This window comes from Rhodococcus sp. IEGM 1305 (assembly GCF_030058635.1).
Taxonomy (GTDB): Bacteria; Actinomycetota; Actinomycetes; order Mycobacteriales; family Mycobacteriaceae; genus Rhodococcus_F; species Rhodococcus_F opacus_D.
This window is the reverse complement of record NZ_JASHKX010000042.1, coordinates 15,171-39,043: the sequence shown is the minus strand read 5'-3', so window position 1 is coordinate 39,043 and position 23,873 is coordinate 15,171. Positions and strand designations below refer to the sequence as shown.

General features: G+C 67.7%; 23 protein-coding genes. 9 read left to right on the top strand and 14 right to left on the bottom strand.

Annotated elements, in window-relative coordinates; translation table 11 throughout:
- Position 1 precedes the first annotated feature (1 nt).
- The 5 genes from QM693_RS32440 to QM693_RS32420 all read right to left on the bottom strand — a co-directional run bounded on the left by QM693_RS32440 (position 2) and on the right by QM693_RS32420 (position 6,635).
- Positions 2 to 796 (bottom strand): SDR family NAD(P)-dependent oxidoreductase, encoded by a 795-nt coding sequence (locus QM693_RS32440; RefSeq protein WP_105420669.1) that lies wholly within the window; start codon positions 794 to 796, stop codon positions 2 to 4.
- A gap of 67 nt (positions 797 to 863) precedes the next feature.
- Positions 864 to 1,700, bottom strand: a complete 837-nt coding sequence (locus tag QM693_RS32435) for a TtfA family protein (RefSeq protein WP_502942691.1) — start codon at positions 1,698 to 1,700, stop codon at positions 864 to 866.
- An 85-nt stretch (positions 1,701 to 1,785) separates the two neighbouring features.
- Entirely contained in the window at positions 1,786 to 2,736 is a 951-nt protein-coding gene (locus QM693_RS32430; RefSeq protein ID WP_283354383.1) for a DUF5666 domain-containing protein, read from the bottom strand.
- Between the two features lie 143 nt (positions 2,737 to 2,879).
- The gene (gene clpB / locus QM693_RS32425; protein WP_009478774.1) at positions 2,880 to 5,432 is read right to left on the bottom strand and encodes an ATP-dependent chaperone ClpB; all 2,553 of its coding nucleotides are present in this window, start codon (positions 5,430 to 5,432) and stop codon (positions 2,880 to 2,882) included.
- Between the two features lie 168 nt (positions 5,433 to 5,600).
- Complete coding sequence (locus tag QM693_RS32420; protein ID WP_283354382.1) at positions 5,601 to 6,635, bottom strand: alpha/beta hydrolase; 1,035 nt, start codon at positions 6,633 to 6,635, stop codon at positions 5,601 to 5,603.
- Between the two features lie 191 nt (positions 6,636 to 6,826).
- Here QM693_RS32420 and QM693_RS32415 point away from each other — a divergent pair, with 191 nt between their 5' ends.
- Entirely contained in the window at positions 6,827 to 8,047 is a 1,221-nt protein-coding gene (locus tag QM693_RS32415; RefSeq protein WP_283354381.1) for a globin domain-containing protein, read from the top strand.
- Between the two features lie 60 nt (positions 8,048 to 8,107).
- Positions 8,108 to 8,860 (top strand): FAD-binding oxidoreductase, encoded by a 753-nt coding sequence (locus QM693_RS32410; protein WP_283354380.1) that lies wholly within the window; start codon positions 8,108 to 8,110, stop codon positions 8,858 to 8,860.
- Positions 8,861 to 8,869: 9 nt separating this feature from the next.
- Here the strand turns inward: QM693_RS32410 and QM693_RS32405 are convergent, their stop codons facing one another.
- The gene (locus QM693_RS32405) at positions 8,870 to 10,036 is read right to left on the bottom strand and encodes an FAD-binding oxidoreductase (RefSeq protein WP_280784167.1); all 1,167 of its coding nucleotides are present in this window, start codon (positions 10,034 to 10,036) and stop codon (positions 8,870 to 8,872) included.
- 111 nt (positions 10,037 to 10,147) lie between these two features.
- Complete coding sequence (locus QM693_RS32400; RefSeq protein WP_283354379.1) at positions 10,148 to 11,725, bottom strand: AMP-binding protein; 1,578 nt, start codon at positions 11,723 to 11,725, stop codon at positions 10,148 to 10,150.
- A gap of 173 nt (positions 11,726 to 11,898) precedes the next feature.
- Between QM693_RS32400 and QM693_RS32395 the strand changes: the two genes are divergently transcribed.
- The 5 genes from QM693_RS32395 to QM693_RS32375 all read left to right on the top strand — a co-directional run bounded on the left by QM693_RS32395 (position 11,899) and on the right by QM693_RS32375 (position 16,148).
- Entirely contained in the window at positions 11,899 to 12,393 is a 495-nt protein-coding gene (locus QM693_RS32395) for a CinA family protein (RefSeq protein ID WP_283354378.1), read from the top strand.
- A gap of 58 nt (positions 12,394 to 12,451) precedes the next feature.
- Positions 12,452 to 12,856, top strand: a complete 405-nt coding sequence (locus QM693_RS32390) for a ChaB family protein (RefSeq protein WP_283354377.1) — start codon at positions 12,452 to 12,454, stop codon at positions 12,854 to 12,856.
- Complete coding sequence (locus QM693_RS32385; protein ID WP_283333511.1) at positions 12,856 to 14,037, top strand: zinc-dependent alcohol dehydrogenase; 1,182 nt, start codon at positions 12,856 to 12,858, stop codon at positions 14,035 to 14,037. Before QM693_RS32390 ends, QM693_RS32385 begins: the two co-directional genes overlap by 1 nt.
- Positions 14,037 to 15,515: an FAD-dependent oxidoreductase gene (locus tag QM693_RS32380; RefSeq protein ID WP_280784172.1), complete on the top strand. Its 1,479-nt coding sequence runs from the start codon at positions 14,037 to 14,039 to the stop codon at positions 15,513 to 15,515. Before QM693_RS32385 ends, QM693_RS32380 begins: the two co-directional genes overlap by 1 nt.
- A 69-nt stretch (positions 15,516 to 15,584) precedes the next feature.
- Positions 15,585 to 16,148, top strand: a complete 564-nt coding sequence (locus QM693_RS32375; RefSeq protein WP_283333509.1) for a type 1 glutamine amidotransferase domain-containing protein — start codon at positions 15,585 to 15,587, stop codon at positions 16,146 to 16,148.
- Here the strand turns inward: QM693_RS32375 and QM693_RS32370 are convergent, their stop codons facing one another.
- The 3 genes from QM693_RS32370 to QM693_RS32360 all read right to left on the bottom strand — a co-directional run bounded on the left by QM693_RS32370 (position 16,149) and on the right by QM693_RS32360 (position 18,510).
- Complete coding sequence (locus QM693_RS32370) at positions 16,149 to 16,625, bottom strand: DUF4383 domain-containing protein (protein WP_283354376.1); 477 nt, start codon at positions 16,623 to 16,625, stop codon at positions 16,149 to 16,151.
- Between the two features lie 72 nt (positions 16,626 to 16,697).
- The gene (locus QM693_RS32365) at positions 16,698 to 17,882 is read right to left on the bottom strand and encodes a sensor histidine kinase (protein WP_283354375.1); all 1,185 of its coding nucleotides are present in this window, start codon (positions 17,880 to 17,882) and stop codon (positions 16,698 to 16,700) included.
- A 1-nt stretch (position 17,883) separates the two neighbouring features.
- Positions 17,884 to 18,510, bottom strand: a complete 627-nt coding sequence (locus QM693_RS32360; protein WP_025432069.1) for a response regulator — start codon at positions 18,508 to 18,510, stop codon at positions 17,884 to 17,886.
- Between the two features lie 289 nt (positions 18,511 to 18,799).
- Here QM693_RS32360 and QM693_RS32355 point away from each other — a divergent pair, with 289 nt between their 5' ends.
- Both QM693_RS32355 and QM693_RS32350 read left to right on the top strand, forming a co-directional pair.
- Positions 18,800 to 19,276: a hypothetical protein gene (locus tag QM693_RS32355; protein ID WP_280780859.1), complete on the top strand. Its 477-nt coding sequence runs from the start codon at positions 18,800 to 18,802 to the stop codon at positions 19,274 to 19,276.
- 47 nt (positions 19,277 to 19,323) lie between these two features.
- The gene (locus tag QM693_RS32350; protein ID WP_009478761.1) at positions 19,324 to 19,470 is read left to right on the top strand and encodes a hypothetical protein; all 147 of its coding nucleotides are present in this window, start codon (positions 19,324 to 19,326) and stop codon (positions 19,468 to 19,470) included.
- 86 nt (positions 19,471 to 19,556) lie between these two features.
- Here the strand turns inward: QM693_RS32350 and QM693_RS32345 are convergent, their stop codons facing one another.
- From QM693_RS32345 to dnaK, 4 genes are read right to left on the bottom strand one after another with little or no spacing between them, the layout of a single operon-like run.
- Positions 19,557 to 19,964: a heat shock protein transcriptional repressor HspR gene (locus tag QM693_RS32345; RefSeq protein ID WP_011597686.1), complete on the bottom strand. Its 408-nt coding sequence runs from the start codon at positions 19,962 to 19,964 to the stop codon at positions 19,557 to 19,559.
- Positions 19,964 to 21,148 carry a molecular chaperone DnaJ gene (gene dnaJ / locus QM693_RS32340; RefSeq protein WP_005238348.1) on the bottom strand — a complete coding sequence of 395 codons (1,185 nt, stop codon included), beginning with the start codon at positions 21,146 to 21,148 and terminating at the stop codon, positions 19,964 to 19,966. The genes QM693_RS32345 and dnaJ overlap by 1 nt, the downstream gene beginning before the upstream one ends.
- Positions 21,149 to 21,170: 22 nt before the next feature.
- Positions 21,171 to 21,821, bottom strand: a complete 651-nt coding sequence (gene grpE / locus QM693_RS32335) for a nucleotide exchange factor GrpE (protein ID WP_009478759.1) — start codon at positions 21,819 to 21,821, stop codon at positions 21,171 to 21,173.
- On the bottom strand, positions 21,818 to 23,662 hold the full coding sequence (dnaK, locus tag QM693_RS32330) for a molecular chaperone DnaK (protein WP_009478758.1): 1,845 nt from the start codon (positions 23,660 to 23,662) through the stop codon (positions 21,818 to 21,820). Before dnaK ends, grpE begins: the two co-directional genes overlap by 4 nt.
- Positions 23,663 to 23,873: the final 211 nt, after the last annotated feature.

Genomic DNA, 23,873 nt, shown 5'->3' with positions numbered 1-23,873 from the left:
TCTATGTGCGGGCACGCCCCCGGCCGAACACGTTGGTCAGCCGCCGGACCAGACTCTTCGGGACGAGTCGACCGGCAGTGGTCAGCACCTTGTACTGGAGGCCGGGAATGCTCACGACCTTGCCGTCCTCCAGGTCGGCCAGCGACGCCGCGACCACCTGGTCGACGCTCAGCCACATCGGCTTCGGAATCGAACTCATCTCGATGCCCGCGCGCTCGTGGAATTCGGTGCGAATGAATCCCGGGCACAGCGCCTGGATCCGCACACCCGTGCCGCCCAGCCCGTTCGCCAGTCCCTCGGAGAACGAGATCACGTACGCCTTGCTCGCCGAATAGGTCGATCCGCGCCCGGACAGCAGGCCGGCGACGCTCGCCACGTTGATGACGGTGCCGTTCGCCGACGCGATCATGGTGGGCAACGCCGCGCGGGTCAGCTGCATGACGGCGGTGACGTTCACGTCCAGCTGGGACTGCAACAGCTCCGGCGTCGCCGTCCAGAATTCGCCCGACGTGCCGAATCCGGCGTTGTTGACCAGCACCTCGACACCCTTCCCGAGGCGCTGCGCCACTTCCTCACGCCCGGACGCCGTGGCCAGATCGGCCTGCAGGATCTCGGACTCGGTGTCGAACAACGCCTTCATCTCGTCGGCGAGGGCCTGCAAGCGGGTTTCGTCACGCGCGACGAGCACGAGGTCGTAACCGAGAGACGCGAACTTCCTCGCGAAACCGGCACCGAGCCCCGACGTCGGGCCGGTGACGAGGGCAACGGGTCGGGCGGAACTGGGGGGCGTCGACATACCGGTGACGGTAGCAAGGCGCTGCGCGCCTGTGCGCGGTTAACGAGTCCCAGGACTCGTCAGGCACTCACGGGCGCGGAGCTCCGGGGCCCGGCGGGCGGGGAGCGCCGGGGGTCTGCTGGCGCGGAGCTCCGGGGGCCGGCGGACGGGAAGCGCCGGGGGCCTGCTGGCGCGGAGCGCCGGGGGCAGGCGGGCGGGGAGACGTCGGACGCGCGGGACGCGCCTCGGCGGGAGCGTCTTCCCGCACTCGCGGCCGGCTCGGGTCGTGGTGGCCACGGTCGAGTCCCCGCGGTTCGGTGACCGGGGGCAGGACGTGCAGGATGCCGGACAGCCGGGCGACGGCCTCGATGGCCGAATCCCACTCGCGTCCGCTGCTGCCGATGGGCAGCGAACCGAGGGTCCATTCGCCCTCGCTCCACAGCATGTTCACGTGCGGCGGCACCGACTCGGTGAACGCCACCATGCGCTGATCGCAGACCCTGCGGGCGATTTCGAGGTCGGTGGCGAACACGACTCGCGGTCCGATGGCACCGAGGAGTTCGAGATCCGAGTCCTTCGGCGGCGGGGTCGACTTGAGGCGCAGGTCGATGTCGACGTCCGAGCCCACCCGGCGGCGCACGGCGACGATGGTCGCGGTCTCCTCGAGGTCGAACAGGATGAACGACTCGCCCCGGCGTTCGCCCTTCACCACGTCGATGGCGCTTAGGTACTCCTGCTTGGCCAGCGCGGCGCGATGGAATTGGCCAGGCAGCTTCTCTTCGACGTTGTCGTACGTGTAACCCTGGGCCTTGGCCCAGATCTGCCGCACCCGACCTGTCTGATCACGACGCGAGCGATCGAAATAGAGCAGCGCGCACGCGCCTGCGAGTGCGATCAACGCCAGTACGAACCACATTCCCGTCATCGGTGATCAGCCTAGCGAGTCGACGCCGCTACGAGGCGAAGCGGTACCCGGACACCCCGTGTCGGTTTTGCCCGGACCCATCGTCTCAGTTACCGCCGAGCTTCGGCAGCTCGGTGCTGATGATCGTCTCGGCCATCATCGTGCCGTTCTCGACCTTCGTCCCCTGCACCATCACGGTGAACCCGGGCTTCAGATCGGCGACCGTGGTGCCGTCGAGTGCGATCACGTTGGTCTGCGCGTTGGTCTGAACCGTCAGCCGGGATCCGCCGAGGGCGTCGAGGGTGAGTGTGGAGCCGTCGTTGGCGCTGATCGTTCCGAACGCGGCGCCCGCAGCGCCGATGGCCTCGCCGATTCCGCCGGGGAGTTGATCGAGCGGCGACTCCGACGTGGTCGACGGCGGCGGTGTCGTCTTCGGCGGCGCGGTTGTGGCGGGCGGACGGGACGTGGTCGGGCCCGCCGCCGTGGTGCTCGAGGAATTGTTCGGCGCGGACGTGAGGAGGGCGACACCGAAACCGATGACGGCGATCAGCAGCAGCGCGGCCGCCGTGGCGGCGATCCACGTGCCGATCCGCCGGGGCTTCTTCTCCTCGGGACTCTCGGTGACCGGCGCCTGGTACTGCGAGCCGGGGTACTGCCCCGGCGGGTACTGGGCGTTCGGGTACTGCCCCGTCGGATACCCGCCCTGGTACTGCTGGGCGTCGTACGGCGGATACGCCTGCGTGGCGTTCGGTGGCGGAGCCTGCGGGTCGTACCGCGGATCGTAGGTCGGGTAGGCCTGGGTGGGATTGGGCTGGTTCTGCCCGTACGCGGCGGTCGGATCGGACGTGTAGAACTGCTCGGTCGGCCTGCCTGCGGGGCCCAGGTGCTCGGTGCGCTGCTCAGCCGATCCGAGGTGCTCGGTCGGCTGGTCCTGCCGCGACCACGCCTGGGTGGGGTCCTCGTCACCGGCCCTCGACGCGGAATCGTCGGTGGTCCACGACTCCGTTCCGTCGTACGCGCGTTCCTGCGGGGTGCGCGGGTCGTCGGGGTTCGTCATGATCGGCCCCTCCCTCGGGTTCGTCTGGCCGGTGTCCTGCGGCTACGGACGGTCCAGGGTAACGGCGAAACTTAAGACGTCGCTGTGAAAACACAGGTGAGTGGCACGGCGTGCGGGAGCACACCGTGCCACTCACGTACGGATCAGCCGAGGACGAGCGCGTCCCCGGTCTCGGACACCTTCACGGGGACGGTGTCACCGTCCTTGACGTCACCGGCGAGCAGCAGCTTCGCGAGCTGGTCGCCGATCGCCTGCTGAATCAGCCGGCGCAGCGGCCTGGCCCCGTACATCGGGTCGTAGCCGCGGACCGCCAGCCAGAAGCGGGCCGAGTCGGACACGTCCAGCGTCAGCCGCCGCGCCGCGAGCCGGCGGGACAGCTGGTCGAGCTGGATGTCGACGATGGATTCGAGCTGCTCTTCCGTGAGCGACTCGAAGATCACGACGTCGTCGAGCCGGTTGATGAACTCCGGCTTGAACGCGTGCCGCACCGCATCCATCACCTGCTCCCGCGATCCACCCGCACCGAGGTTGGACGTGAGGATCAGGATGGTGTTGCGGAAGTCGACGGTGCGTCCCTGACCGTCCGTCAGCCGGCCTTCGTCGAGGACGGCGAGCAGGATGTCGAACACGTCGGGGTGCGCCTTCTCCACCTCGTCGAACAGCACCACCGTGTACGGACGCCGTCGCACGGCCTCGGTGAGCTGGCCGCCCGCCTCGTACCCGACGTATCCGGGCGGGGCGCCGACGAGCCGGGCCACCGAATGCTTCTCGCTGTACTCGGACATGTCGATGCGGACCATGGCGCGCTCGTCGTCGAACAGGAAGTCGGCGAGGGATTTCGCGAGCTCCGTCTTGCCGACGCCGGTGGGCCCGAGGAACAGGAACGAACCGGTGGGCCGGTTGGGGTCGGCGACTCCGGCGCGGGCGCGGCGCACCGCATCCGACACGGCGACGACGGCCTCTTCCTGGCCGACGACCCGCTTGCCGAGTTCGGATTCCATCCGCAGCAGCTTGGCGGTCTCGCCCTCCATCATGCGTCCGGCCGGGATGCCGGTCCATGCCGCGACCACGTCTGCGACGTCGTCGGGACCCACTTCCTCCTTGAGCATGACGTCGCCGTCGGCGGCGGCACCGGACTCGCGGGCTGCCTGCTCGAGTTCCTTCTCGAGCTGCGGGATGCGGCCGTACCGCAGCTCCGCGGCCCGGCCGAGGTCGCCGTCGCGTTCGGCGCGTTCCTCCTCGCCGCGCAGCGTCTCGAGCTGCTCCTTGACCCCGCGCACGGAGTCGATGGCCTGCTTCTCGTTCTGCCAGCGGGTGGTCAGCTGGTTGAGCTTCTCCCGTTCGTCGGCGAGTTCCTGCCGCAGCTTCTCGAGCCGGTCCTTCGACGCCGCGTCGGATTCCTTCTGCAGCGCCATCTCCTCGATCTCGAGGCGGCGGACGATGCGTTCGACAGTGTCGATCTCCTCGGGTCGCGAGTCGATCTCCATCCGCAGCCGGGACGCGGCCTCGTCGACGAGGTCGATCGCCTTGTCCGGCAGGAACCGGGACGTGATGTAGCGGTCGCTGAGCGTGGCGGCGGCGACGAGCGCGGAGTCGGTGATGCGCACACCGTGGTGCACCTCGTACCGCTCCTTGAGCCCGCGCAGGATGCCGACGGTGTCCTCGACGGAGGGTTCGCCCACCAGCACCTGCTGGAAGCGACGTTCGAGGGCGGCGTCCTTCTCGATGTACTTGCGGTACTCCTCGAGCGTGGTCGCGCCGACGAGCCGCAGCTCACCGCGGGCGAGCATCGGCTTGATCATGTTGCCCGCGTCCATCGCGGACTCACCGGTGGCACCCGCACCGACGATGGTGTGGAGCTCGTCGATGAACGTGATGACCTGACCGGCCGAGTTCTTGATGTCGTCGAGGACGGCCTTGAGCCGCTCCTCGAACTCGCCGCGGTACTTGGCGCCCGCGACCATCGATCCGAGGTCGAGGGAGATCACGGACTTGCCGCGCAGCGATTCGGGAACGTCGCCGGCGACGATGCGCTGGGCGAGTCCCTCGACGATGGCGGTCTTGCCGACACCGGGTTCGCCGATCAGCACCGGGTTGTTCTTGGTCCGGCGGCTGAGTACCTGCACGACGCGGCGGATCTCGTTGTCGCGGCCGATCACCGGGTCGAGCTTGCCGTTGCGGGCCAGGGCGGTGAGGTCGGTGGAGTACTTCTCGAGCGCCTGGTATGTCCCTTCCGGATCCGGGCTGGTGACGCGCGCACTGCCGCGGACGGTGGTGAACGCATCACGCAGCGCCTCGGGGGTGGCGCCGTGCCGCTTCAGCAGTCCGGCCACGTCCGACTCACCCGAGGCGAGACCGACCATCAGGTGTTCCGTCGACACGTACTCGTCGTCGAGTTCGGTGGCGAGGTGCTGTGCTGCGGTGAGTGCGGCGAGGGCCTCGCGGCCGAGCTGCGGTGTGGTTGTGGCGCCCGTCGTCTTGGGCAGCCGGTCGACGAGATCCTGCCCTTCACGATGGACCACGGTGGGATCGACGCCGACCGCCTTGAGCAGCGGGGCGGCGATGCCGTCGGTCTGGTCGAGCAGGGCCACGAGCAGATGCGCGGGCCTGATGTCGGGATTACCGGCCGACGACGCCGACTGGAGCGCAGCGGTCATCGCGGCCTGGGTCTTGGTGGTCGGATTGAACGAGTCCACTGTTCACCTCTTCTGGCGTTGTAGAGCGGTCCGCCGCCCGGGGCCGAGTGGCACGTGGCGACGCTGTCATCTTCTTAACGCGCGAAGGGTTGAGTCTGTTCCGCTCAACTTTAGAAATCTTCCGCTACCCCCATCATCTCGCCCCGCAACGCTTCGCGGGGCGGGATGTCAGGCCCCGATCGCGGTCGCCATAGTCGGCCAGGACGCGGACAGGTCGTCGCGCCAGTACCCCCACGAGTGCGTTCCGACCGGCCGGAGGTCGACCGTGGCCGGAATGTCCAGGGCGCGGAGTTTCTCGGCCAGCCGCATCGTGCAGTCGTTGGTGACGGCCTCGATGACACCACCCACCACGACCTGCGTCGCAAGGTTGCGACGGTCGCCGCCGACGGTCCGGGCGTCGAGGGTGTCGTACGGTCCCGGCAGCCCGCTGCCGTTGGAGATGTAGAGGGTGGTCCCCCGGAGCTTCTCGGCGTTGACGTACGGATCGTTCGCGGCCCACAGCGGATCGTTGGCCGCACCCCACATATTCTCGGGGTTGCCGCCGAAGTCCGACACCGTGATCTCGACGAACCGGCGCGCCACCGGGTCGCTCGTCATCGCGCACCCGCTGTACGCCCCGACGCTTTGATACAGCCCCCGCTTGGAGATCGCGAGGTTGAGGACGCTGGTGGCCGACATGGACAGCCCGGCGATGGCGTTCTTCCCGGTCGTCTCGAGCGCCGAGTCGACGATGGGCGGTAGTTCCTTCGTCAGGAACGTCTGCCACTTGTTCCGCCCGAGCTCGGGATCGTCCTGCTTCCAGTCCGCGTAGTAACTGGACTGGCCACCGAACGGGATGACCACGTTGACGTCCTTGTCGGAGAAGAACTTCTCGACGTCCGCCTTCTGCTCCCAGCCGAACTGCTCGGAGTTCCCCTCGACGCCACCGAGCATGTAGACGGTGGGACGCTTCTCCGACGCGGCCCGGATGACCCGGACGGTGATGTCCTTGTCCATGGCGGTCGAGTGGACGGTGAAGTTCATCTGCGATTCGCCCACCGGGGTGACTTCGATCAACCGCGAACCGTCGGGCGCCTCGTCGGCCGAGATCGACTCGATCGTCGTCCGTGGTTCCGCCGAGACGACGCTTCCGCCGCTGATCACCGTCAGCGTCACGGCCGTCACGACCGCGGCGGTCCGGCGAATCCGAACCGAACTGGCCATCCCCGGACGAAACCGACCCCGATCCCGCGCACAGCCAACTCTCATGGGCCCCCCTCGGTAACGCCGCCTGTTTACTGGATGCATCGTGCCTTGCCGGTGGTCACAGCTCAATGGCGACCCACCGAAATACCGGGGGCGAACGCCCAGCCGGCCGTTGCCGTAACCCCGGGTCCGCGCGCGGGACGGCTAGAATGCGGGTGTTCGAATCAGCAGGCACGGAGGCAGGGGACGGCTTGACACGAGATTGCCTCGATCCGCTCGTGATTTCGCGTCTACGCGCCAGCTTTTCGTCGATCGTGTCCACCGAACACGGACGCAACCGGCTCACCACCACGTTCTACGCCACCCTGTTCGCCGAACACCCCGAATTCCGCGCGCTCTTCCCGCCTGCGCTGGATCAGCAGGGCCACCGCCTGTTCCAGGCGCTGCAGTTCGTCATCGACAACCTCGACGACGAGGGCCGGGTCCTCGGTTTCCTGAGCCAGCTCGGCCGTGACCACCGCAAGTACGGCGTCGAGGGCAGGCACTACTTCGCGTCGGGCAATGCGCTGCTGGTTTCGGTGCAGAGTTCCTTCACCCAGGCCATCTGGACGCCCTCGCTGACCGCGGCCTGGACGGAACTGCTCGACCTCCTCCTCCACACGATGGCCGACGCCGCGGACACCGACGACCTGCCCGCCGCGTGGGGCGCCACCGTGGTCGATCACGAACGCCGCCTCGACGACCTCGCGATCGTCCGTCTCGAGACCGACTCCCCCATCCCCTACGGTGCGGGCCAGTACCTCAGCGTTCAGATCCCGCAACGGCCTCGGATGTGGCGATATCTGTCGGCGGCCATTCCCGCCAACCCGTACGGACAGCTCGAGTTCCACGTGCGCCGCGTGTCGGGTGGGTGGGTGAGCCCCGCCATCGTGAACGAGACGCAGGTGGGCGACCGGTGGCTGCTCAGCTCCCCGCTCGGTGGGCTCGAGGTCGACCGCGACAGCGGGCAGGACGTCCTGATGATCGGTTCGGGAACGGGCATCGCGCCGCTGCGCGCGCAGGTGATGGAAATGGCGATGCGGTCGAACAATCCGCGGGTCCACATGTTCGTGGGTGGCAAGTACCCGTGCGATCTGTACGACATCGAGACCCTGTGGCACCTGTCGCTGAGCAATCCGTGGTTGACCGTGGTTCCCGTGTCCGAGGAGGACGAGGACCCGTGGTGGCACACGATTCCCGCTCCGGAGGCGCCGCCGGGGTTGCATCAACGCCTCCAGGGGCAGCTCGGCCGCGTCGTCGCCCGGTTCGGGTCGTGGGCGGACCGGCAGATCCAGATCTCCGGTTCGCCGGCGATGATCAAGACCACCGTGTACGCGTTGCAGGGCGGCGGTACGCCGCCCGAACTGATCCGGCACGACCCCCTGATCTAGTTCCGCAGCCCGTCCCCGCCCATCCGCCATCCGGTTCGACCGTCGGGAGAGCATCACGCCATGCAAGCCACGCAGACCACCTGGACCAGCACCGTCGTCGAGCATCACCGTCTGCGGCACGACCTCGCCGTGATCCGCCTCGTTGGTGATTACGTCCCGTTCGTGCCGGGGCAGTACGTGGACGTGAGCGTGCCCCAGAACCGTCGGCTGCTGCGCAGACTCTCCCCCGCCCTGCCGCCGTCGTTGGACGGCAAGCTCGAATTCCACGTCCGGACGGTTCCCGGCGGCTGGGTCAGCGGCGACATCGTCACGGGAACCTCGCCCGGCGACCAGTGGCAGATCCTCGAGCCGCGCGGCACGATGTCCGTCGACGAGGACGGGCCGGACGTCATCATGATCGCCGGCGGCACCGGCCTGGCCCCGTTCCGGTCGATCCTGCTGGACCTGTCGCGCAAGCCGAATCCGCCGCGGGTGTTCCTGTTCACGGGCGATCGGACGCCGCGCGATCTGTACGCGTCGGACATGCTCTACCTGCTGCTGCAGGATCTGCCGTGGCTCACCGTCATTCCGGTGGTGGAGAACGTCGTGAATCCGGACTGGACCGACGAATGGTACGAGCGCACCAGAGTGGATGTGGGGTTCACCGAGGACGATCTCATCGAGGGCTCACTGCCCGACGTCGTGACGTCCTACGGCGCGTTCACCGAGCACCAGGTGCTGGTGTGCGGGTCGGCGGCGATGGTCCGTGCCACCCTCGACCGTCTCCGCGACACCGGGACCCCCACGGAGAACATTCAGTTCGACCCGTACTGAGCCTTCGGGTCAGTAGGACGGGTCGTGCCGGATGTTTTCCGGCGGAGTGCCCGCGGCGTGCAGCCGGAACTTGGTGGTGTTGATCATCGCCTCGGAGCCGACGAGCTGGATGTCGCGCTCGGCCCACGTCCCGAAGTCGGCGACGACCTGCCCCACTTTGCCGGTCAGCCGGCGGTGCATGCCGGGCAACGCGGCGCTGCTCGGCCCGGTGTACCACCAGGGGTCCTCGTCCTCCTCGGTGACCGGGACGACGGTCAGCCACGGGTTCTGCTCCGCGAGCGCCCACAGGGTGCCCAGGTCGTAGAGGTCGCAGGGGTACCGGCCGGCGAAGAAGAGGTGGACGCGGCGGTCTTGGCCGCGTTGCGACATCTGCAGGATCTGCGCGCGCAGCGGGGCGATGCCCGTCCCCGATCCGATCATGAGAATGTCGCGACCGTTGTCGTAGCGGACTCCCAGGTCGCCGAGCGGGGATCCGATCACCCACCGCTCGCCCACGAGGGTCTGGCTGACGATGGCGGGGCTGACCCAGCCGCCCGACACCCGGCGGACGTGGAACTCGATGATGCCCTGGTCGTTGGCGGGGTTCGCCGGCGACAGGTACCGCCACATCCGGGGACGCGACGGCACCTGCACGCTCACGTACTGGCCGGCGGTGTAGGCCATCGGCTCGTCGAGTTGCAGGCGGACGATCGACACGTCCTTGCGGACCTGCAGGTGCTCGATCACGGTCGCACCCCACGCCGGCGGGCCGCTCTCGGCGTTGGCCGCATCCATCATGGTGGCGGCGACGACCGAGAGGACGTCGCGCCACGCCTGCTCGAGTTCGTCGGTCCACGGCTCGGTCGAGGGGAACTGTTCGACCGCGGCGATCAGGGAGTTGCCGACGGCGACGTAGTGCGCGTCCTCGATTCCGTACTTGCGGTGGTCCCGGCCGAGCTGGGCGAGGTAGGCGAGGATCTGCCCGGATTCCTCCTCGAGCCGTTCGATCACGTACTGGACGGCGGAGATCAACCGGTCGCGTTGCTCGTCCATGGCCGCGGGGAAGAAGTCCCGGGCGTCGGGATACCGCGCGAACAGCAGCGCATAGAAGGACCGGGACAGAGTCTGAGGCCCGTCCGGCACCGCCGCGATAGCCTTGAAACTCGACCGGACCAGCGATATTGCCTGTGAATCCACCGCGCATCCTCGTCACCGACTGAACGCGGCCCCGCCGCGAAGTACTTGGGCAGACTATAGGCGCGGACGCCACGCCGCAGACCAGGTCCCTTCTTTCCGGCCCTGGTCGTGCTATCCGACCGCTCGGTCTGCACTTTCCCAGTACCGGGAGCGCAGCGCCTTCTTGTCCAGTTTGCCGAGCGGGGTCAGCGGCAGTGCGTCGACGAAGTCGATCGACTTGGGGGCGTGCACCGATCCCTTCGCGGCGCGCACCCGTTCGACGAGTTCGGCGGCGTCGACCGTCTGCCCGGCCCGCAACACCACGCACGCCTTGACGGCCTCGCCCCACTTCTCGTCCGGAACGCCGACCACCGCGACCGAGCCGACGGCAGGATGCGCCGAGATGACGTCCTCGACCTCCCTGGGGAACACGTTGAAGCCGCCGGTGACGATCATGTCCTTCTTGCGGTCGACGATCGTCATGAATCCGTCTTTGTCCTTGCGCGCGACGTCGCCCGTGTGCAGCCAGCCCCCGCGGAACGCCTCGGCGGTCTCGGCGGGCTTCTTCCAGTACCCCTTCATGACCAGCGGGCCGCGGACGCAGATCTCGCCGAGCTCACCCTGCGGCACCTCGTTCAGGTCGTCGTCGAGCAGGGCGACGTTCAACCAGGGCACGGGACGCCCGCACGTCGCGAGCCGGCTGGGATCGTCCGCCAGGTGCTCTTCCTTCCGCAGCACCGCGATGGTCATTCCGCATTCGGTCTGGCCGTAGAACTGGAAGAAGATCTGGCCGAACTTCTCGATGCCCTCCTTCAACCGGGCCGGCGACATCGCCGAGGCGCCGTAGAACAGCGTCTGCAGGCTGGACACGTCCCGCTTCGGCAGGTCGGGGTGATCCATCAGCAGGTAGATCATGGTGGGGACGAGCATCGTGGCCGAGATCTTGTGCTTCTCGATCGCCTCGAGGACGGCACCGGGCTCGAACGCGGGCAGCACGATCAGCGCGCCACCACGCAGCAGGGTCGGGATGAAGAAGGCGGCGCCGGCGTGCGACAGCGGCGTGCAGATGAGGAATCGCGGTTCGTCGGGCCACTGCCATTCGGCCATCTGAATCTGATTGAGCGTCGCGCCGGACTGGTAGGAGCCGACGACGCCCTTCGGCTTGCCGGTGGTGCCGCCGGTGTAGACCATGCTGCTGTTGTCGTCGGCGGCCACGTCCGCCGCCCGCAGGCGTTGCGGGGTGAACGTCTCGGCGAGTGCGAGAATGTCGGTGCCGACTTCGGACGGCCCCAACGACAACACGTTCTCGATCGACGGCGACTGCGCCACCAGTTCGGCGGCGCGCTCCTCGAAGGCGGTGGGATCGAAGATCAACGTCTGGATCTCGGCGTCGTCGACGATGTACAGATGGTCGTCGAGCGAGCCCATCGGGTTCAGCGCGCTGGCGCGGCATCCGGAGATCATGGTGGCGCCCATGCTGATGAGCACTTCGGGCCTGTTCTTGGACAGCATGGCGGTGCTCGTGCCCTTACCGATTCCGAGTGAAGCCAGTGCCTGCGCAAAGCAACTGATCTGATCGCGCATCTCACCGCCGGTGAGGACGACGTCGCCGAGGTAGAGCGCCGGCTTGTCGGAGTTGCGTTCCAGTGCAGTGATGAGGAGGTCTGCAGCGAAGGCGGGTCGATGCAGATCTGCGAACTCGTCGGTCATCTGTAATCCTTCTACTCCCGCGACGCCGAGGCGCGTGGTCCGGCGGCCTGGATTTTCTGTGTCCTGGGTCACCGACACCCTAACCGGAAACCGGAAAAACTGAAACCTGTTCCACCTGGCGCGCGGTGCCGACGGCAACTCCGCGCCGGAACGCGTCCGATAACGTGAGGTCCATGAGTCCGCAGGACCGAATCGCAGAACGGATCTCGACCGCTGCCCAGAGCGCGCACGTCTTCCTCGCAACGGCGGAATCGCTCACCGCCGGACAGATCTCGTCCATTCTCGGCGCGGCGCCCGCCTCCTCCGACTGGTATCGGGGCAGCGTGGTCGCGTATTCCAGCGAAGTGAAGCACCGGGTGCTGAAGGTGCCGGACGGTCCCGTCGTCAGTGAGGCCAGTGCCCGCGCGATGGCCGGAGCGGTCGCGGAACTGCTCGGAGCCGACATCGCCGTCGCGGTGACCGGTGCGGGCGGCCCCGACCCTCAGGACGGGCAACCGCCGGGGACCGTCTGGTTCGGACTCTTCACCCACGGCCGTATCGACACCGAGATGCACCGATTCGCCGGTGAACCGCAGGACGTCGTGACCGCAACGACCGACCGTGCCCTGGAACTGCTCGAGCAGGCGTTGGTCTCCGCGCCCGGTCGAGTTCCTCCCCCGCTCGCATAGATCTCCGAGAGTCGGGTAATCGTCCGAACGGGCACCTCTACACCCGAGGAGGATTTCCGTGCCGAAGACCACCGACAGCGGCAAGCCGAAGAAGAGCGAGCTCCCCGAGACGCTGAAGAAGTCGTCCGAGAAGGCGCAGCGCACGTTCGCCAAGGTGTACGACTCCGCAATGGATCAGTACGGGGACGAGGAACGGGCGCATCGCGTCGCGTACGACGCCCTCAAACACAGCTACGAGAAGGTCGGGGACCACTGGGAGGCCAAGGACGAGAAGGGCCCCTCGGACGAGCGCGCGAAGAGCGGCGGCCCGAACGCGTCCGGTGAGACGGCCGAGGGCGTCGACGCCAACGCGAGCAAGGACCACCTCCTGCACATCGCTCAGCGGCTCGACATACTCGGCCGGTCCACCATGACCAAGGACGAACTCGTCGACGCGATCGAGAAGGCGAACCGGAGAGCCTGATGAGAGCCGTGACGTGGCAGGGCAAGCGGAAGGTCAGCGTCGACACCGTCCCCGACCCCGTAATCGAACAGAAGACTGACGCGATCGTCGAGATCACCACCACCAACATCTGCGGCTCCGACCTCCACCTGTACGAGGTGCTCGGCGCGTTCATGAGCGAGGGCGACATCCTCGGCCACGAACCGATGGGCATCGTGCGCGAGGTGGGCTCCGAGGTGACCGAGGTGAAGGTCGGCGACCGGGTGGTGATCCCGTTCCAGATATCCTGCGGCAGTTGCCACATGTGCGATCGGAAGCTGTTCACCCAGTGCGAGATCACCCAGATCCGGGACGAGGGTATGGGTGCGGCGCTGTTCGGGTATTCGAAACTGTACGGGAGCGTTCCCGGCGGCCAGGCCGAGTATCTTCGGGTGCCGCACGTGAAGAACACGCACATCACGGTTCCCGAAGGTCCACCGGATTCGCGCTTCGTGTATCTGTCCGACGTGCTGCCGACGGCGTGGCAGGCCGTCGAGTACGCGGACATCCCCGACGGCGGTTCCGTCGTCGTTCTCGGGCTCGGACCGATCGGCGACATGGCGGCACGCATCGCTGCGCACAAGGGTTTTCGTGTCATCGGCGTGGATCTCGTGCCCGAGCGTCTCGCCCGCGCGCAGGCGCGGCACATCGAGACGGTCGACCTGACCGACACCGAGGGCGAACTCGGCGACGTGATCCGGGAGATGACCGGCGGCCGCGGCCCCGATTCCGTCATCGACGCCGTCGGCATGGAAGCGCACGGCTCCCCCGGCGCGAAACTTTTGCAGCAGGTCACGTCTCTCCTGCCCGACGCCATCGCGGGCCCGCTGATGTCGACGGCGGGAATCGACCGGCTGCACGCGCTGTACGCGGCCATCGACATCGTGCGCCGCGGCGGCACCCTCTCGCTCATCGGGGTGTACGGCGGAATGGCCGACCCGATACCTATGCTCACCCTGTTCGACAAACAGATTCAGCTGCGGATGGGCCAGGCCAACGTGAAGCGGTGGGTCCCGGACATCCTGCCGTTGCTCACCGACGCCGACCCCTTGGGCGTCGACACGTTCGCCACTCACGAACTGCCACTGGACCACGCCCCGCACGCGTACGAGATCTTCCAGAAGAAGGAAGACGGCGCTGTGAAGATTCTCCTGAAGCCGTAATGCCTTCTCTGTGGCTCGATCACGTCGCTGGGCACCGCGGTGCGGTCACCGGGCGGTCGTGGGACGAACGCGGACGGTACGACACCGTGGTGGTGGGCGCGGGGGTGACCGGACTGATCCTCGGGTTGCTGCTCGCCCGCGCGGGACAACACGTCGCCGTCGTGGAAGCGCGGACCATCGGCGCCGTCACGACGGGGAACACCACAGGCAAGGTCAGTGTGCTGCAGGGGACCCGGCTCGCCGAGATCGGCCGACGCCACGCGGTGCACATCCTGCGCTCGTACGTCGAGGGAAATCTGGAGGGCCAGCAGTGGCTGCTCCGGTACTGTCGCGATCGCGAGATTCCCGTGGGCACGGCATCGGATTTCACGTTCGCGCAGACCGAGTCCGGCACCGACGCGGTGCGCGCTCAGTACACGGCCGCCCGATCAGCGGGCCTGCCCGTCCGACTGGTGCCGGAACTCGACATCCCGGTGCCCCACGTCGACGCCGTCACAATCGACGACCAGGCGTTCCTGGACCCGATGCCCGTTCTCCACACGGTGGCCCGCGACGTGATCACGCACGGCGGCGACGTGTTCGAGCACCGTCGTGTGACGGCGGTCCGGACGCTGGTGCGATTCCACGTCCTGTCGACGCCGGACGGCGACATCGAAGCCCGACGCGTGGTTCTCGCGACGGGAACTCCGATCCTCGATCGCGGAGGATTCTTCGCCCGGCTGAAGGCGGAACGATCGTATGCGGCGGCGTTCCGGGTGCCGGGCGGTGCTCCCGGCGGCATGTACCTGACCGCCGATCAGCCCACCCGGTCGTTGCGCCCGGCCGACGACGGTCGTGTTCTGGTCGTCGGCGGCAACGGTCACGACGTGGGCCGAAGCACGTCGCCGCAGGCCGCGGTCGACGATCTGCTGGCCTGGACCGGCCGCCACTTTCCCGGGGCGACGCCGACCCACCGCTGGTCGGCGCAGGACTACTCCTCGCTGAACGCGCTTCCCTATGTCGGCCCACTGGTTCCGGGCAGCGACGGCATTCTCGTCGCGACCGGCTACGGAAAGTGGGGACTCTCGAACGGCGTCGCCGCCGCTCTTGCGCTCGCCGGACGCATTCTCGGTGGCCACATGCGGTGGGCGGAGGCCTTCCAGAGCTATTCGCCGACGCAGCTTTTCGACCTTCCCGCGGTAGTGAAGGCGAACGGCGAGGTGGCGAGGGAGATGGCTGCGGGCTGGGGCGACGCACTCGTGGGGCGGCAACGCGGGAAGGGCCGGGCACGCATCGTGCGAGAGGGTCTGCTGCCCGTCGGCGAGTACACCTCGAACGGTCACACCGAGCGCGTCTGCGCCGTCTGCCCGCACCTCGGTGGTGTGCTCCGCTGGAACGATGCGGAGGCGTCGTGGGACTGCCCGCTGCACGGGTCCCGATTCACTGCCGGCGGAACACTTCTCGAGGGCCCCGCAACCACCGATCTCCGACGACTCTGATTCCCACCCGATTGGCCGCGGGCCATCTGGGTACCCGTCGCTTGTTCTCACGAAAGGAAGGAAGTGCCCATGACATCGGCAGAGACACTTCGCGGCCGGAAGGTCGCGATCCTGGCCACCCACGGCGTCGAGGAAGTCGAACTCGTCGAACCCCGGAAGGCCGTGGAGGACGCCGGCGCGGAGGTCCGGCTGATCTCGTTGTCCCCCGGCAAGATCCAGGCCATGAACTCGGACGTGAACGCGGCAGGCACCTACGCCGTCGACGCCGTCGTCGGCGACGTGGCGGTCGCCGACTTCGACGCATTGATCCTGCCCGGCGGCACCACGAACCCCGACCACCTCCGGATGGACGCGTCCGCCGTCGCCTTCGTCCGTGACTTCGTCGCTTCGGGCAAACCGGTGGGCGTGATCTGCCACGGACCGTGGACGTTGGTCGAGGCCGACGTCGTCCGCGGCCGCACTCTCACGTCGTATCCCAGCGTGCGCACGGATATCCGCAACGCGGGCGGAACCGTGGTCGACGAGGAAGTGGTGGTCGACAACGGGTTGGTGTCGAGCCGCAACCCCGACGACCTGCCCGCGTTCTGCGCGAAGATCGTCGAGGAATTCGCCGAGGGCCGCCACCCGCAGTGACTAGTCCATCGGCGAGTGCGGTCGGGTCGGGTCCGTTGCGGGCGACGACCCGACCCGCGCCGTGAAGAATCCGAGCGCGACCATTGCGGCGCCGAGTGCGAAGTGCAGCCAATTGTCTGCCGTGTTGACCGGCACGAAGTTCGCCGCACTGGCCTGGTCGATCACCAGTCCGTAAATCCACAGCACGAGATAGACCACACCGCCGACGATCAGGTACAGGCGCGCAGTCTGCACTGTCCTGGCGAATGCGATGCCGGCGACGCCGAAAATCAGGTGAACGACGTTGTGCAGCACCGAAACCTGGAATATCCCCAGCAGTTTCGCGCCCGAATGGTGCCCGGCGCCGCCGAGCAGGTCGTAGTCGGTCGTGATGCCGGGAACGAAACCCAGGATCCCGACCAGGAGGAATACCGCACCCACGACGAGCGCGGCGATCTGAACCGGCGACTTCGTCCGGGACGACTCGCGCGTACCCATTGCTCTGCCCTTCCTTCGCGATCGACTGGTCCCCGATTACCCGTCAGCGAACACGTCAACCGCCCAGCGCCGTCAGCGCGAGTCCGGCACCGTCACCACCACGCGGGTGCCCGATCCGGGTGAGGACGTGACGTCGAAGGTGCCGCCGAGGCTTTCGACCCGCACGATGTGCGACGCCAGCCCGATGTGCCCCTGCGCCACCCGTTCCGGGACGACGGCCGGATCGAAACCGGCGCCGTCGTCGGCGACCGTCAGCGTGGTCCGCCCGTCGGCGCGGGTGAGTGCGAATTCGATCGTCGTGGCGCGGGCATGTCTGGTCACGTTGGTGAGCAGTTCCCGCGCCACCCGGTAGAGCAGCTCCTGGCAGTCGGGGTGACCGACGTCGTCGAGGCTCACCGACATCTCGAACCCCCGCCGGGCGTAGAGATCCGTGAGCTCGCGCAGCGCCGCGGTGAGGCCCAGCTGCGCGAGGACCTGCGGATGCAGTGTGGTGACCGTGGACCGCAATTGCGCCGCCGTCTCGCGGAGGGCGGACTCTGCGGCGACGAGCATGTCGTCCGGGTTTCGCTCCAGGGCCTCCTCCACGTCCAGCCGGGCGGCCAGGACATTCTGCAGGGGCCCGTCGTGGAGGTCCTCGGCCAGTTGCCGTCGCTCGCGTTCCTCGGCCCCCATCGATTCGGCGATCAGCTGCCTGCGCACATCCATCAGCGAGATCACCGTCGCAGAGCGCCGGACCAGCACGTACGACAACGCCGTCGTCGCGGCCGCGAGCCACAACAGGAACCCGAAGTAGAGGTACACCTCGTCGGGGAAGCCGACTGCGTCGTCGCGCTTGGAGTAGACGATCCACACCACCTGGTACCCGACGGCGGTGCAGACGCCGACGATCGCCGTCAGACGCGGCCGGTACTGGAACGCCACCGAGATCGGCAACAGGAAGAACACCGGCAGCAGCACCGACGTCGCGCCGCCGGAGACGACGCACAACGCCACTACCGCGGTGACGTCCGCGGCCGTGGACACCCAGCCCGCCCACGGTCCGACGTCCCGCACCAGGACGAAGATCAGCCAGCCGAGAGCGACCGCCGCATACCCGATCAGCAGACCCGCGAAGACGTCGGGTTGCCAGTGCGTCACGCGGATCACCGGCCCGAGCAGCGCCATCAGACCGATCAGCGGTAACCGGAGTATGGCGGTCACCCGGACCGCCTCGGTGCTGTAACGACGAACTACGCGACTCTGGGACGGAAGCGGCACGTCACTCCAGCAAGCCGCGTCGCATCGCCTCGGCCACCGCGGCCGCGCGGTCGCTCACCCCGAGCTTCTCGTAGAGGCGCTGGACATGGGTCTTGACCGTCGACGGCGCCAGATACAGCTCACCGGCGATCGTGGGAATGCTCTGGCCGCGCGCAATGAGCGCCAGCACTTCCTTCTCCCGGCCGCTCAGCGCCGGCCCGACCGGTTCACTGCGACGACGCACCTCGCCGGCCAGTCCGACGGCGAGGGAGGCGGGAAGGACGTCGCGGCCCTGTGCACAGTCCAGGACGGCTTTCACGATCTCCGCCCGAGTCGATTCCTTGGGCAGAAACCCCGCTGCCCCCTCCTGCAGCGCGTGGTAGACGATCGCGGACTCGTCGTGCGCCGACAGCAGCAGCACCCGCGTGGCGAGTTCGGCTCGTCGGACGGCCGCCGCCACCTGGGAACCGTCCAGCTCCGGCATCCGATAGTCGAGCAGTGCGACGTCGGGGGCGAGTTCGCGGATCAGGGCGAGCGCCGCCGCACCGTCGTCCGCCTCGCCGACCACCTCGATGTCGCCACTCGCGAGGAGCGCACGGACGACACCGTCCCGAAAGATCGGGTGGTCGTCGCCCACCACCACACGCACGGCGCTCACGGCGCGGTCCGAGGCGAAGCGACTCCGGCGAAGTCCATTGCTCACTTTCTCACGAGAGCAGGCCCGCGCGGAGCACTTCGCGACCCCGCTGTCCCCCGATCGGTGGACACCGGATTCATCCCGCCCTCCGTCCTGTCGGTGGACAGACGACGGCGCGCATTCGCGACATAGTTGATGCACACCGGAAAACGGGGAGATCGGAAACCGAAACCCCCACGGCCCCAGACGTTCCCCCCGAAGCGTCAGACCCCCGAAGTTCCAGAACCCAGGAGAAGCCATCATGCGCACCACCGCCCGCCGCCGCGTCGCATTCTTCATCGCACTGCCCGCCACCGCAGTGGCCGTCACCGGATTCGCCATCGCCGCCGCCGGGGTTGCCACCGCGGGCACGATGCCGACGTCGGGACCCACGATCGCGATGACGATCAGCAACGACACCGATCTGCCGATGGTCCTCGCGGGCTCGTCGAACCCCTACGGGCAGTGGATTCAGGCGCCGTCGGACTACCTCGCCCCGCACAGCAGCCAGATCGTGAAGGCATTCTCCACCGACCCGAACGGCGTCGAGGTGGACGCCACGTACTCGCTCCCCGGCGGTGCCCAGGCTGTGTTCCGCGCCGACAACTACAGCAACACGACCGACGTGGACGGAACTCGCGTCGACGCCAACTACGGCCACGCCTACGGCATCAGCAGCTGGATCGACTCGGGCTACCCGAACATGAACGCCGGCTACCACCTGTACGGGCACCCCTGACAGACGATCCCGACCGTCCACCGAACACTCGACGAAAGCCGGAGAACATGATCATGCACGTCACCGAGACCCCCACCCCCACCGTCTCCCGCACGATGTGGACCACCGAGGAGATCAAGGCACGCCTCGAGGAGATGAACATTCCGCGATCACGCACCCGCCGCGGGCCCCGCTGGGGCAACCGCGACCGATAAGCCGGGGGTTGGGGCCCGATGTCGCACTGGTTCACTCCGACAGGACCAGTGCGACATCGGTTCGGTTCACCCGAGAGATCGCCGGGTCAGCGCTGGTGCCGCGGTTTCCACACGACGAGGGCGTTGCTCCGCGGGATCGGAACGAGGTCACGCCGGTACCCGGCATGAATCTTCGCGATCTCCTCGGCCAGCTCGCGAACCCGGTGCTGCAGAGCCTCCACCTGGTTGGTGAGTTCGATGATCCGCTTGATCCCGGCGAGGTTGACGCCCTCGTCCTGCGAGAGGCGTTGCACCTCGCGGAGCAACGCCACATCCCGCGGCGAGTACCGTCGCCCGCCACCGGACGTGCGGTGCGGGGTGACGAGACCGAGCCGGTCGTAGTTGCGCAACGTCTGCGCATGCATGCCGGCGAGTTCCGCGGCCACCGAGATCACGAAGATCTGGGCGTCCGGATCAACGGCGCTCTCGCGTGGATCCTGGGTCGTATCGCTCATCAAGCACCCGCCCACCCGGCCCTCGGATCGAATCCGCTGGCCTTCTCTGCTTCCAGATAGGTCTTCAATGCTTCGGTGGCCGGGTCGTCGAGCTTCTGCGGAACGGCGACCTTGACCGTGACCAGTAGGTCACCGGCGCCACCGGCACGCTTGGGGACGCCTCGGCCGCGCACCCGCAGAACCCGGCCGTCGGCGGTGCCCGCCGGAATCTTCACACCGACACGCCCCTCCAAGGTGGGGACGGAGACGGTGGTTCCGAGCACGAGCTCACCGTAACTGACGGGGACGACGAGGGTGAGGTCGTCGCCGTTGCGGCCGAACACCTTGTCGGGACGCACCCGGACCGTGACGAACAGGTCGCCGGACGGTGCGCCGCGCAGGCCCGCTTCACCCTGGCCTGCCAGCCGGATCTTCTGTCCGTCACTGACACCCGCGGGGACGCGGACGGTGATGGTGCGGGTCCGGTTGGTGACGCCGTTGCCGTGGCACACCTCGCACGGCGAGTCGATGATGGAGCCGGTGCCGCGGCAGTCGTCGCACGGCTCACTGAACCCGAACGCGCCCTGGTTGCGGCTGACGATTCCGGTCCCGTTGCAGCGCGGGCAGACTCGCGGGCTGGTTCCCGGCTTGGCACCGCTGCCGTGGCAGGTGGTGCACGGCGACGGACTGGTCAGCCGCAGCGGAACCGTGACGCCCAGCGTGGCTTCACGGAATTCGAGGGTCGTCTCCGTCTCGACGTCGCTGCCGCGACGGGGACGGTTGGTCGTGCGGGTCGCGCCGCCGCCACCGGCGCCGCGATTGAACAGGCCACCGAAGATGTCGCCGAGGCCGCCGTCACCGGCCGCCGCGCCGCCGCCACCGAACAGGTCGTTGATGTCGAATCCGCCCTGGCCGAAACCGCCGGCTCCGGGGTTGAATCCGCCGCCGCCCTGTCCGAAACCGCCGCTCGCGAACAGTCGCCGGGCCTCGTCGTATTCCTTGCGCTTGGCAGGGTCCGAGAGCACGGCGTGTGCTTCGCTGACGGACTTGAAACGCTCCTCGGCCTTCGTGTCGCCGGGGTTCGCGTCGGGATGAAGGTCGCGGGCGAGCTTGCGGTACGCCTTCTTGATCTCGTCCGCGGATGCGTGGGACGAGACGCCCAGCTCCTTGTAGAAGTCCTTTTCGATCCACTCCCGTTGGCTCACTGGGCGTCTCCTCCTCTCGCTCTTACTCTTGTTCCGACTCGGCGGGCTTCGCCGCCTCGTCGGAGGTGTTCGCGCCGGCATCGCCTGCGCGATCGATCACAGCTACCATCGCATGCCGCAGGACGCGATCACCGAATTTGTAGCCCTTTCGCATCACTGTGCCGAGAACGGGGTCGTGACCCTCGCCCTCGTGCTGCACTGCCTCGTGCAGCGCCGGATCGAATGCGTCGCCCTCGGCGCCGAACTCGCTCAGGCCGAGCGACGTGAGGGTGCCGGTGAGCTTGTCCGCCACACCCTTCAGCGGCCCCGAGTCGAGGTCGCCGTGGCTGCGTGCACGGTCGAGGTCGTCCAGCACCGCGATGAGCTCACCGACGACGGACGCCTTGGCGTTCGCGATGTCGGCCTGCTTGTCGCGCTGGACGCGGCGGCGGTAGTTGGCGTACTCCGCCTGCAGTCGCTGCAGGTCGGCGGTGCGCTCCGCCAACTCGTCCGTCTCCGGAGCTGCCGTCTCCGGCAGGGCCCCTTCGTCCACCGAGCCGGGCTGCGGTGCGGCAGCGGTGCCCGCGAGGGGCTCCACTACCGGCTCCGCGTCCCGTGTCCGACCGGTCTCGGGGTCGATCTTCCGCTTGTCCACGAAAGTGACCGGTTCCTGCTCGGTGTTGTCGGACGTCACTTCTTCTCCGAGTCGGACGGCTCGTCCACGACCTCGGCGTCGACGACGTCGTCGGCACCATTCGCGCCGGAGCCGTCGGTGTTGGCGGCTTCCTCAGCGGCGCTGGCCTCGTAGATCGCCTGGCCGAGGGCCTGCGACTCGGTGGCCAGCTTCTCGACCGCGGTCTTGACGGCCGCGATGTCGGTGCCTGCGAGAGCGTCGTTGGCTTCCTTGATGGCAGCCTCGACCTTCTCCTTGACGTCGGCGGGCACCTTGTCCTCGTTGTCCTTGATGAACTTCTCGGTCTGGTGCACCAGCGACTCGGCCTGGTTGCGCACCTCGGCCTCTTCGCGGCGGGCCTTGTCTTCCTCGGCGTGAGCCTCGGCGTCCTTGACCATCCGCTCGATCTCTTCCTTGGACAGACCGGAGCCGTCCTGGATCTTGATCGTGTTCTCCTTGCCCGTGCCCTTGTCCTTGGCGGTCACGTGCACGATGCCGTTGGCGTCGATGTCGAAGGTGACCTCGATCTGCGGCACGCCACGCGGGGCGGGCGGCAGGTCGGCCAGCTCGAACGAGCCGAGCAGCTTGTTGTGCGAGGCGATTTCGCGCTCACCCTGGAACACCTGGATCTGCACCGAGGGCTGGTTGTCGTCAGCCGTGGTGAAGGTCTCGGAACGCTTGGTCGGGATGGTGGTGTTGCGCTCGATGAGCTTGGTCATCACGCCACCCTTGGTCTCGATGCCGAGGGACAGCGGGGTGACGTCGAGGAGCAGCACGTCCTTGACCTCGCCCTTGAGGACACCGGCCTGCAGGGCGGCGCCGACGGCGACGACCTCGTCCGGGTTGACGCCCTTGTTGGGCTCACGGCCACCGGTCAGCTCGCGAACCAGATCGGAGACGGCGGGCATACGGGTGGAACCACCGACGAGCACGACGTGGTCGATGTCCTTGACGGCGATGCCGCTGTCCTTGATCACGGCCTGGAACGGCGCGCGGGTGCGGTCGAGGAGATCGGACGTGATCTTCTGGAACTCGCTGCGGGACAGCTGCTCGTCGAGGAACAGCGGGTTCTTGTCCGCGTCGACGGTGATGTAGGGCAGGTTGATCGACGTGCTCTGCGAGGAGCTCAGTTCGATCTTGGCCTTCTCGGCAGCCTCACGGAGACGCTGCAGGGCCATCTTGTCCTTGGTCAGATCGATGCCGTTCTGAGCCTTGAACTTGTCGACGAGCCACGTGACGATCCGCTCGTCCCAGTCGTCACCACCGAGGTGGTTGTCGCCGGACGTGGCCCGGACTTCGACGACGCCGTCGCCGATTTCGAGCAGGGAGACGTCGAAGGTGCCGCCACCGAGGTCGAAGACCAGGATGGTCTGTTCCTTGTCGCCCTTGTCCAGGCCGTAGGCCAGTGCGGCCGCGGTGGGCTCGTTGACGATGCGCAGGACGTTGAGACCGGCGATCTGGCCGGCTTCCTTCGTGGCCTGACGCTGGGCGTCCTCGAAGTACGCGGGGACGGTGATCACGGCGTCCGTGATGTCCTCACCCAGGTACGCCTCGGCGTCGCGCTTCAGCTTCATGAGCGTGCGCGCGCTGATCTCCTGGGGCGTGTACTTCTTGCCGTCGATCTCCACGTTCCAGTCGGTGCCGATGTGGCGCTTGACGGAGCGGATGGTGCGGTCGACGTTGGTGACGGCCTGGTTCTTCGCGGGCTGGCCGACCAGCACCTCACCGTTCTTGGCGAAGGCGACGATCGACGGGGTGGTGCGTGAACCTTCGGCGTTGGCGACCACTACGGGCTCGCCGCCTTCCAGCACAGACACGACCGAGTTCGTTGTACCGAGGTCGATACCGACGGCACGAGCCATAGTGTTCCTCACTTTCGTTTTGCAGTCCTGTGGGCAGGTTTTTCATTACTGAACTGCGATGTTGGCGCTTGGTGAGCGCCCTCCGCTCAAGTTTGCACTCCGACACCGTCGGGAGTCAATTCGAACTTGAGTCTTGCACGCTCATGTTGTCGTAAGGCTCAACGGAGGGGTGCGGAGATTTGTTCCCGGATGCCCACATCTTTTTCGGCGC

Bases quoted from the DNA above. Each gene is read 5' to 3' on its own strand.
- QM693_RS32440 (WP_105420669.1), bottom strand. From the start codon at position 796: ATGTCGACGCCCCCCAGTTCCGCCCGACCCGTTGCCCTCGTCACCGGC.
- QM693_RS32415 (WP_283354381.1), top strand. From the start codon at position 6,827: ATGCGGGTGTTCGAATCAGCAGGCACGGAGGCAGGGGACGGCTTGACA.
- QM693_RS32375 (WP_283333509.1), top strand. From the start codon at position 15,585: ATGACATCGGCAGAGACACTTCGCGGCCGGAAGGTCGCGATCCTGGCC.
- dnaK (WP_009478758.1), bottom strand. From the start codon at position 23,662: ATGGCTCGTGCCGTCGGTATCGACCTCGGTACAACGAACTCGGTCGTG.
- QM693_RS32385 (WP_283333511.1), top strand. From the start codon at position 12,856: ATGAGAGCCGTGACGTGGCAGGGCAAGCGGAAGGTCAGCGTCGACACC.
- QM693_RS32345 (WP_011597686.1), bottom strand. From the start codon at position 19,964: ATGAGCGATACGACCCAGGATCCACGCGAGAGCGCCGTTGATCCGGAC.
- QM693_RS32380 (WP_280784172.1), top strand. From the start codon at position 14,037: ATGCCTTCTCTGTGGCTCGATCACGTCGCTGGGCACCGCGGTGCGGTC.
- QM693_RS32395 (WP_283354378.1), top strand. From the start codon at position 11,899: ATGAGTCCGCAGGACCGAATCGCAGAACGGATCTCGACCGCTGCCCAG.
- QM693_RS32435 (WP_502942691.1), bottom strand. From the start codon at position 1,700: ATGACGGGAATGTGGTTCGTACTGGCGTTGATCGCACTCGCAGGCGCG.
- QM693_RS32350 (WP_009478761.1), top strand. From the start codon at position 19,324: ATGATCATGCACGTCACCGAGACCCCCACCCCCACCGTCTCCCGCACG.
- QM693_RS32355 (WP_280780859.1), top strand. From the start codon at position 18,800: ATGCGCACCACCGCCCGCCGCCGCGTCGCATTCTTCATCGCACTGCCC.
- QM693_RS32370 (WP_283354376.1), bottom strand. From the start codon at position 16,625: ATGGGTACGCGCGAGTCGTCCCGGACGAAGTCGCCGGTTCAGATCGCC.
- QM693_RS32410 (WP_283354380.1), top strand. From the start codon at position 8,108: ATGCAAGCCACGCAGACCACCTGGACCAGCACCGTCGTCGAGCATCAC.
- QM693_RS32430 (WP_283354383.1), bottom strand. From the start codon at position 2,736: ATGACGAACCCCGACGACCCGCGCACCCCGCAGGAACGCGCGTACGAC.
- QM693_RS32420 (WP_283354382.1), bottom strand. From the start codon at position 6,635: ATGGCCAGTTCGGTTCGGATTCGCCGGACCGCCGCGGTCGTGACGGCC.
- QM693_RS32400 (WP_283354379.1), bottom strand. From the start codon at position 11,725: ATGACCGACGAGTTCGCAGATCTGCATCGACCCGCCTTCGCTGCAGAC.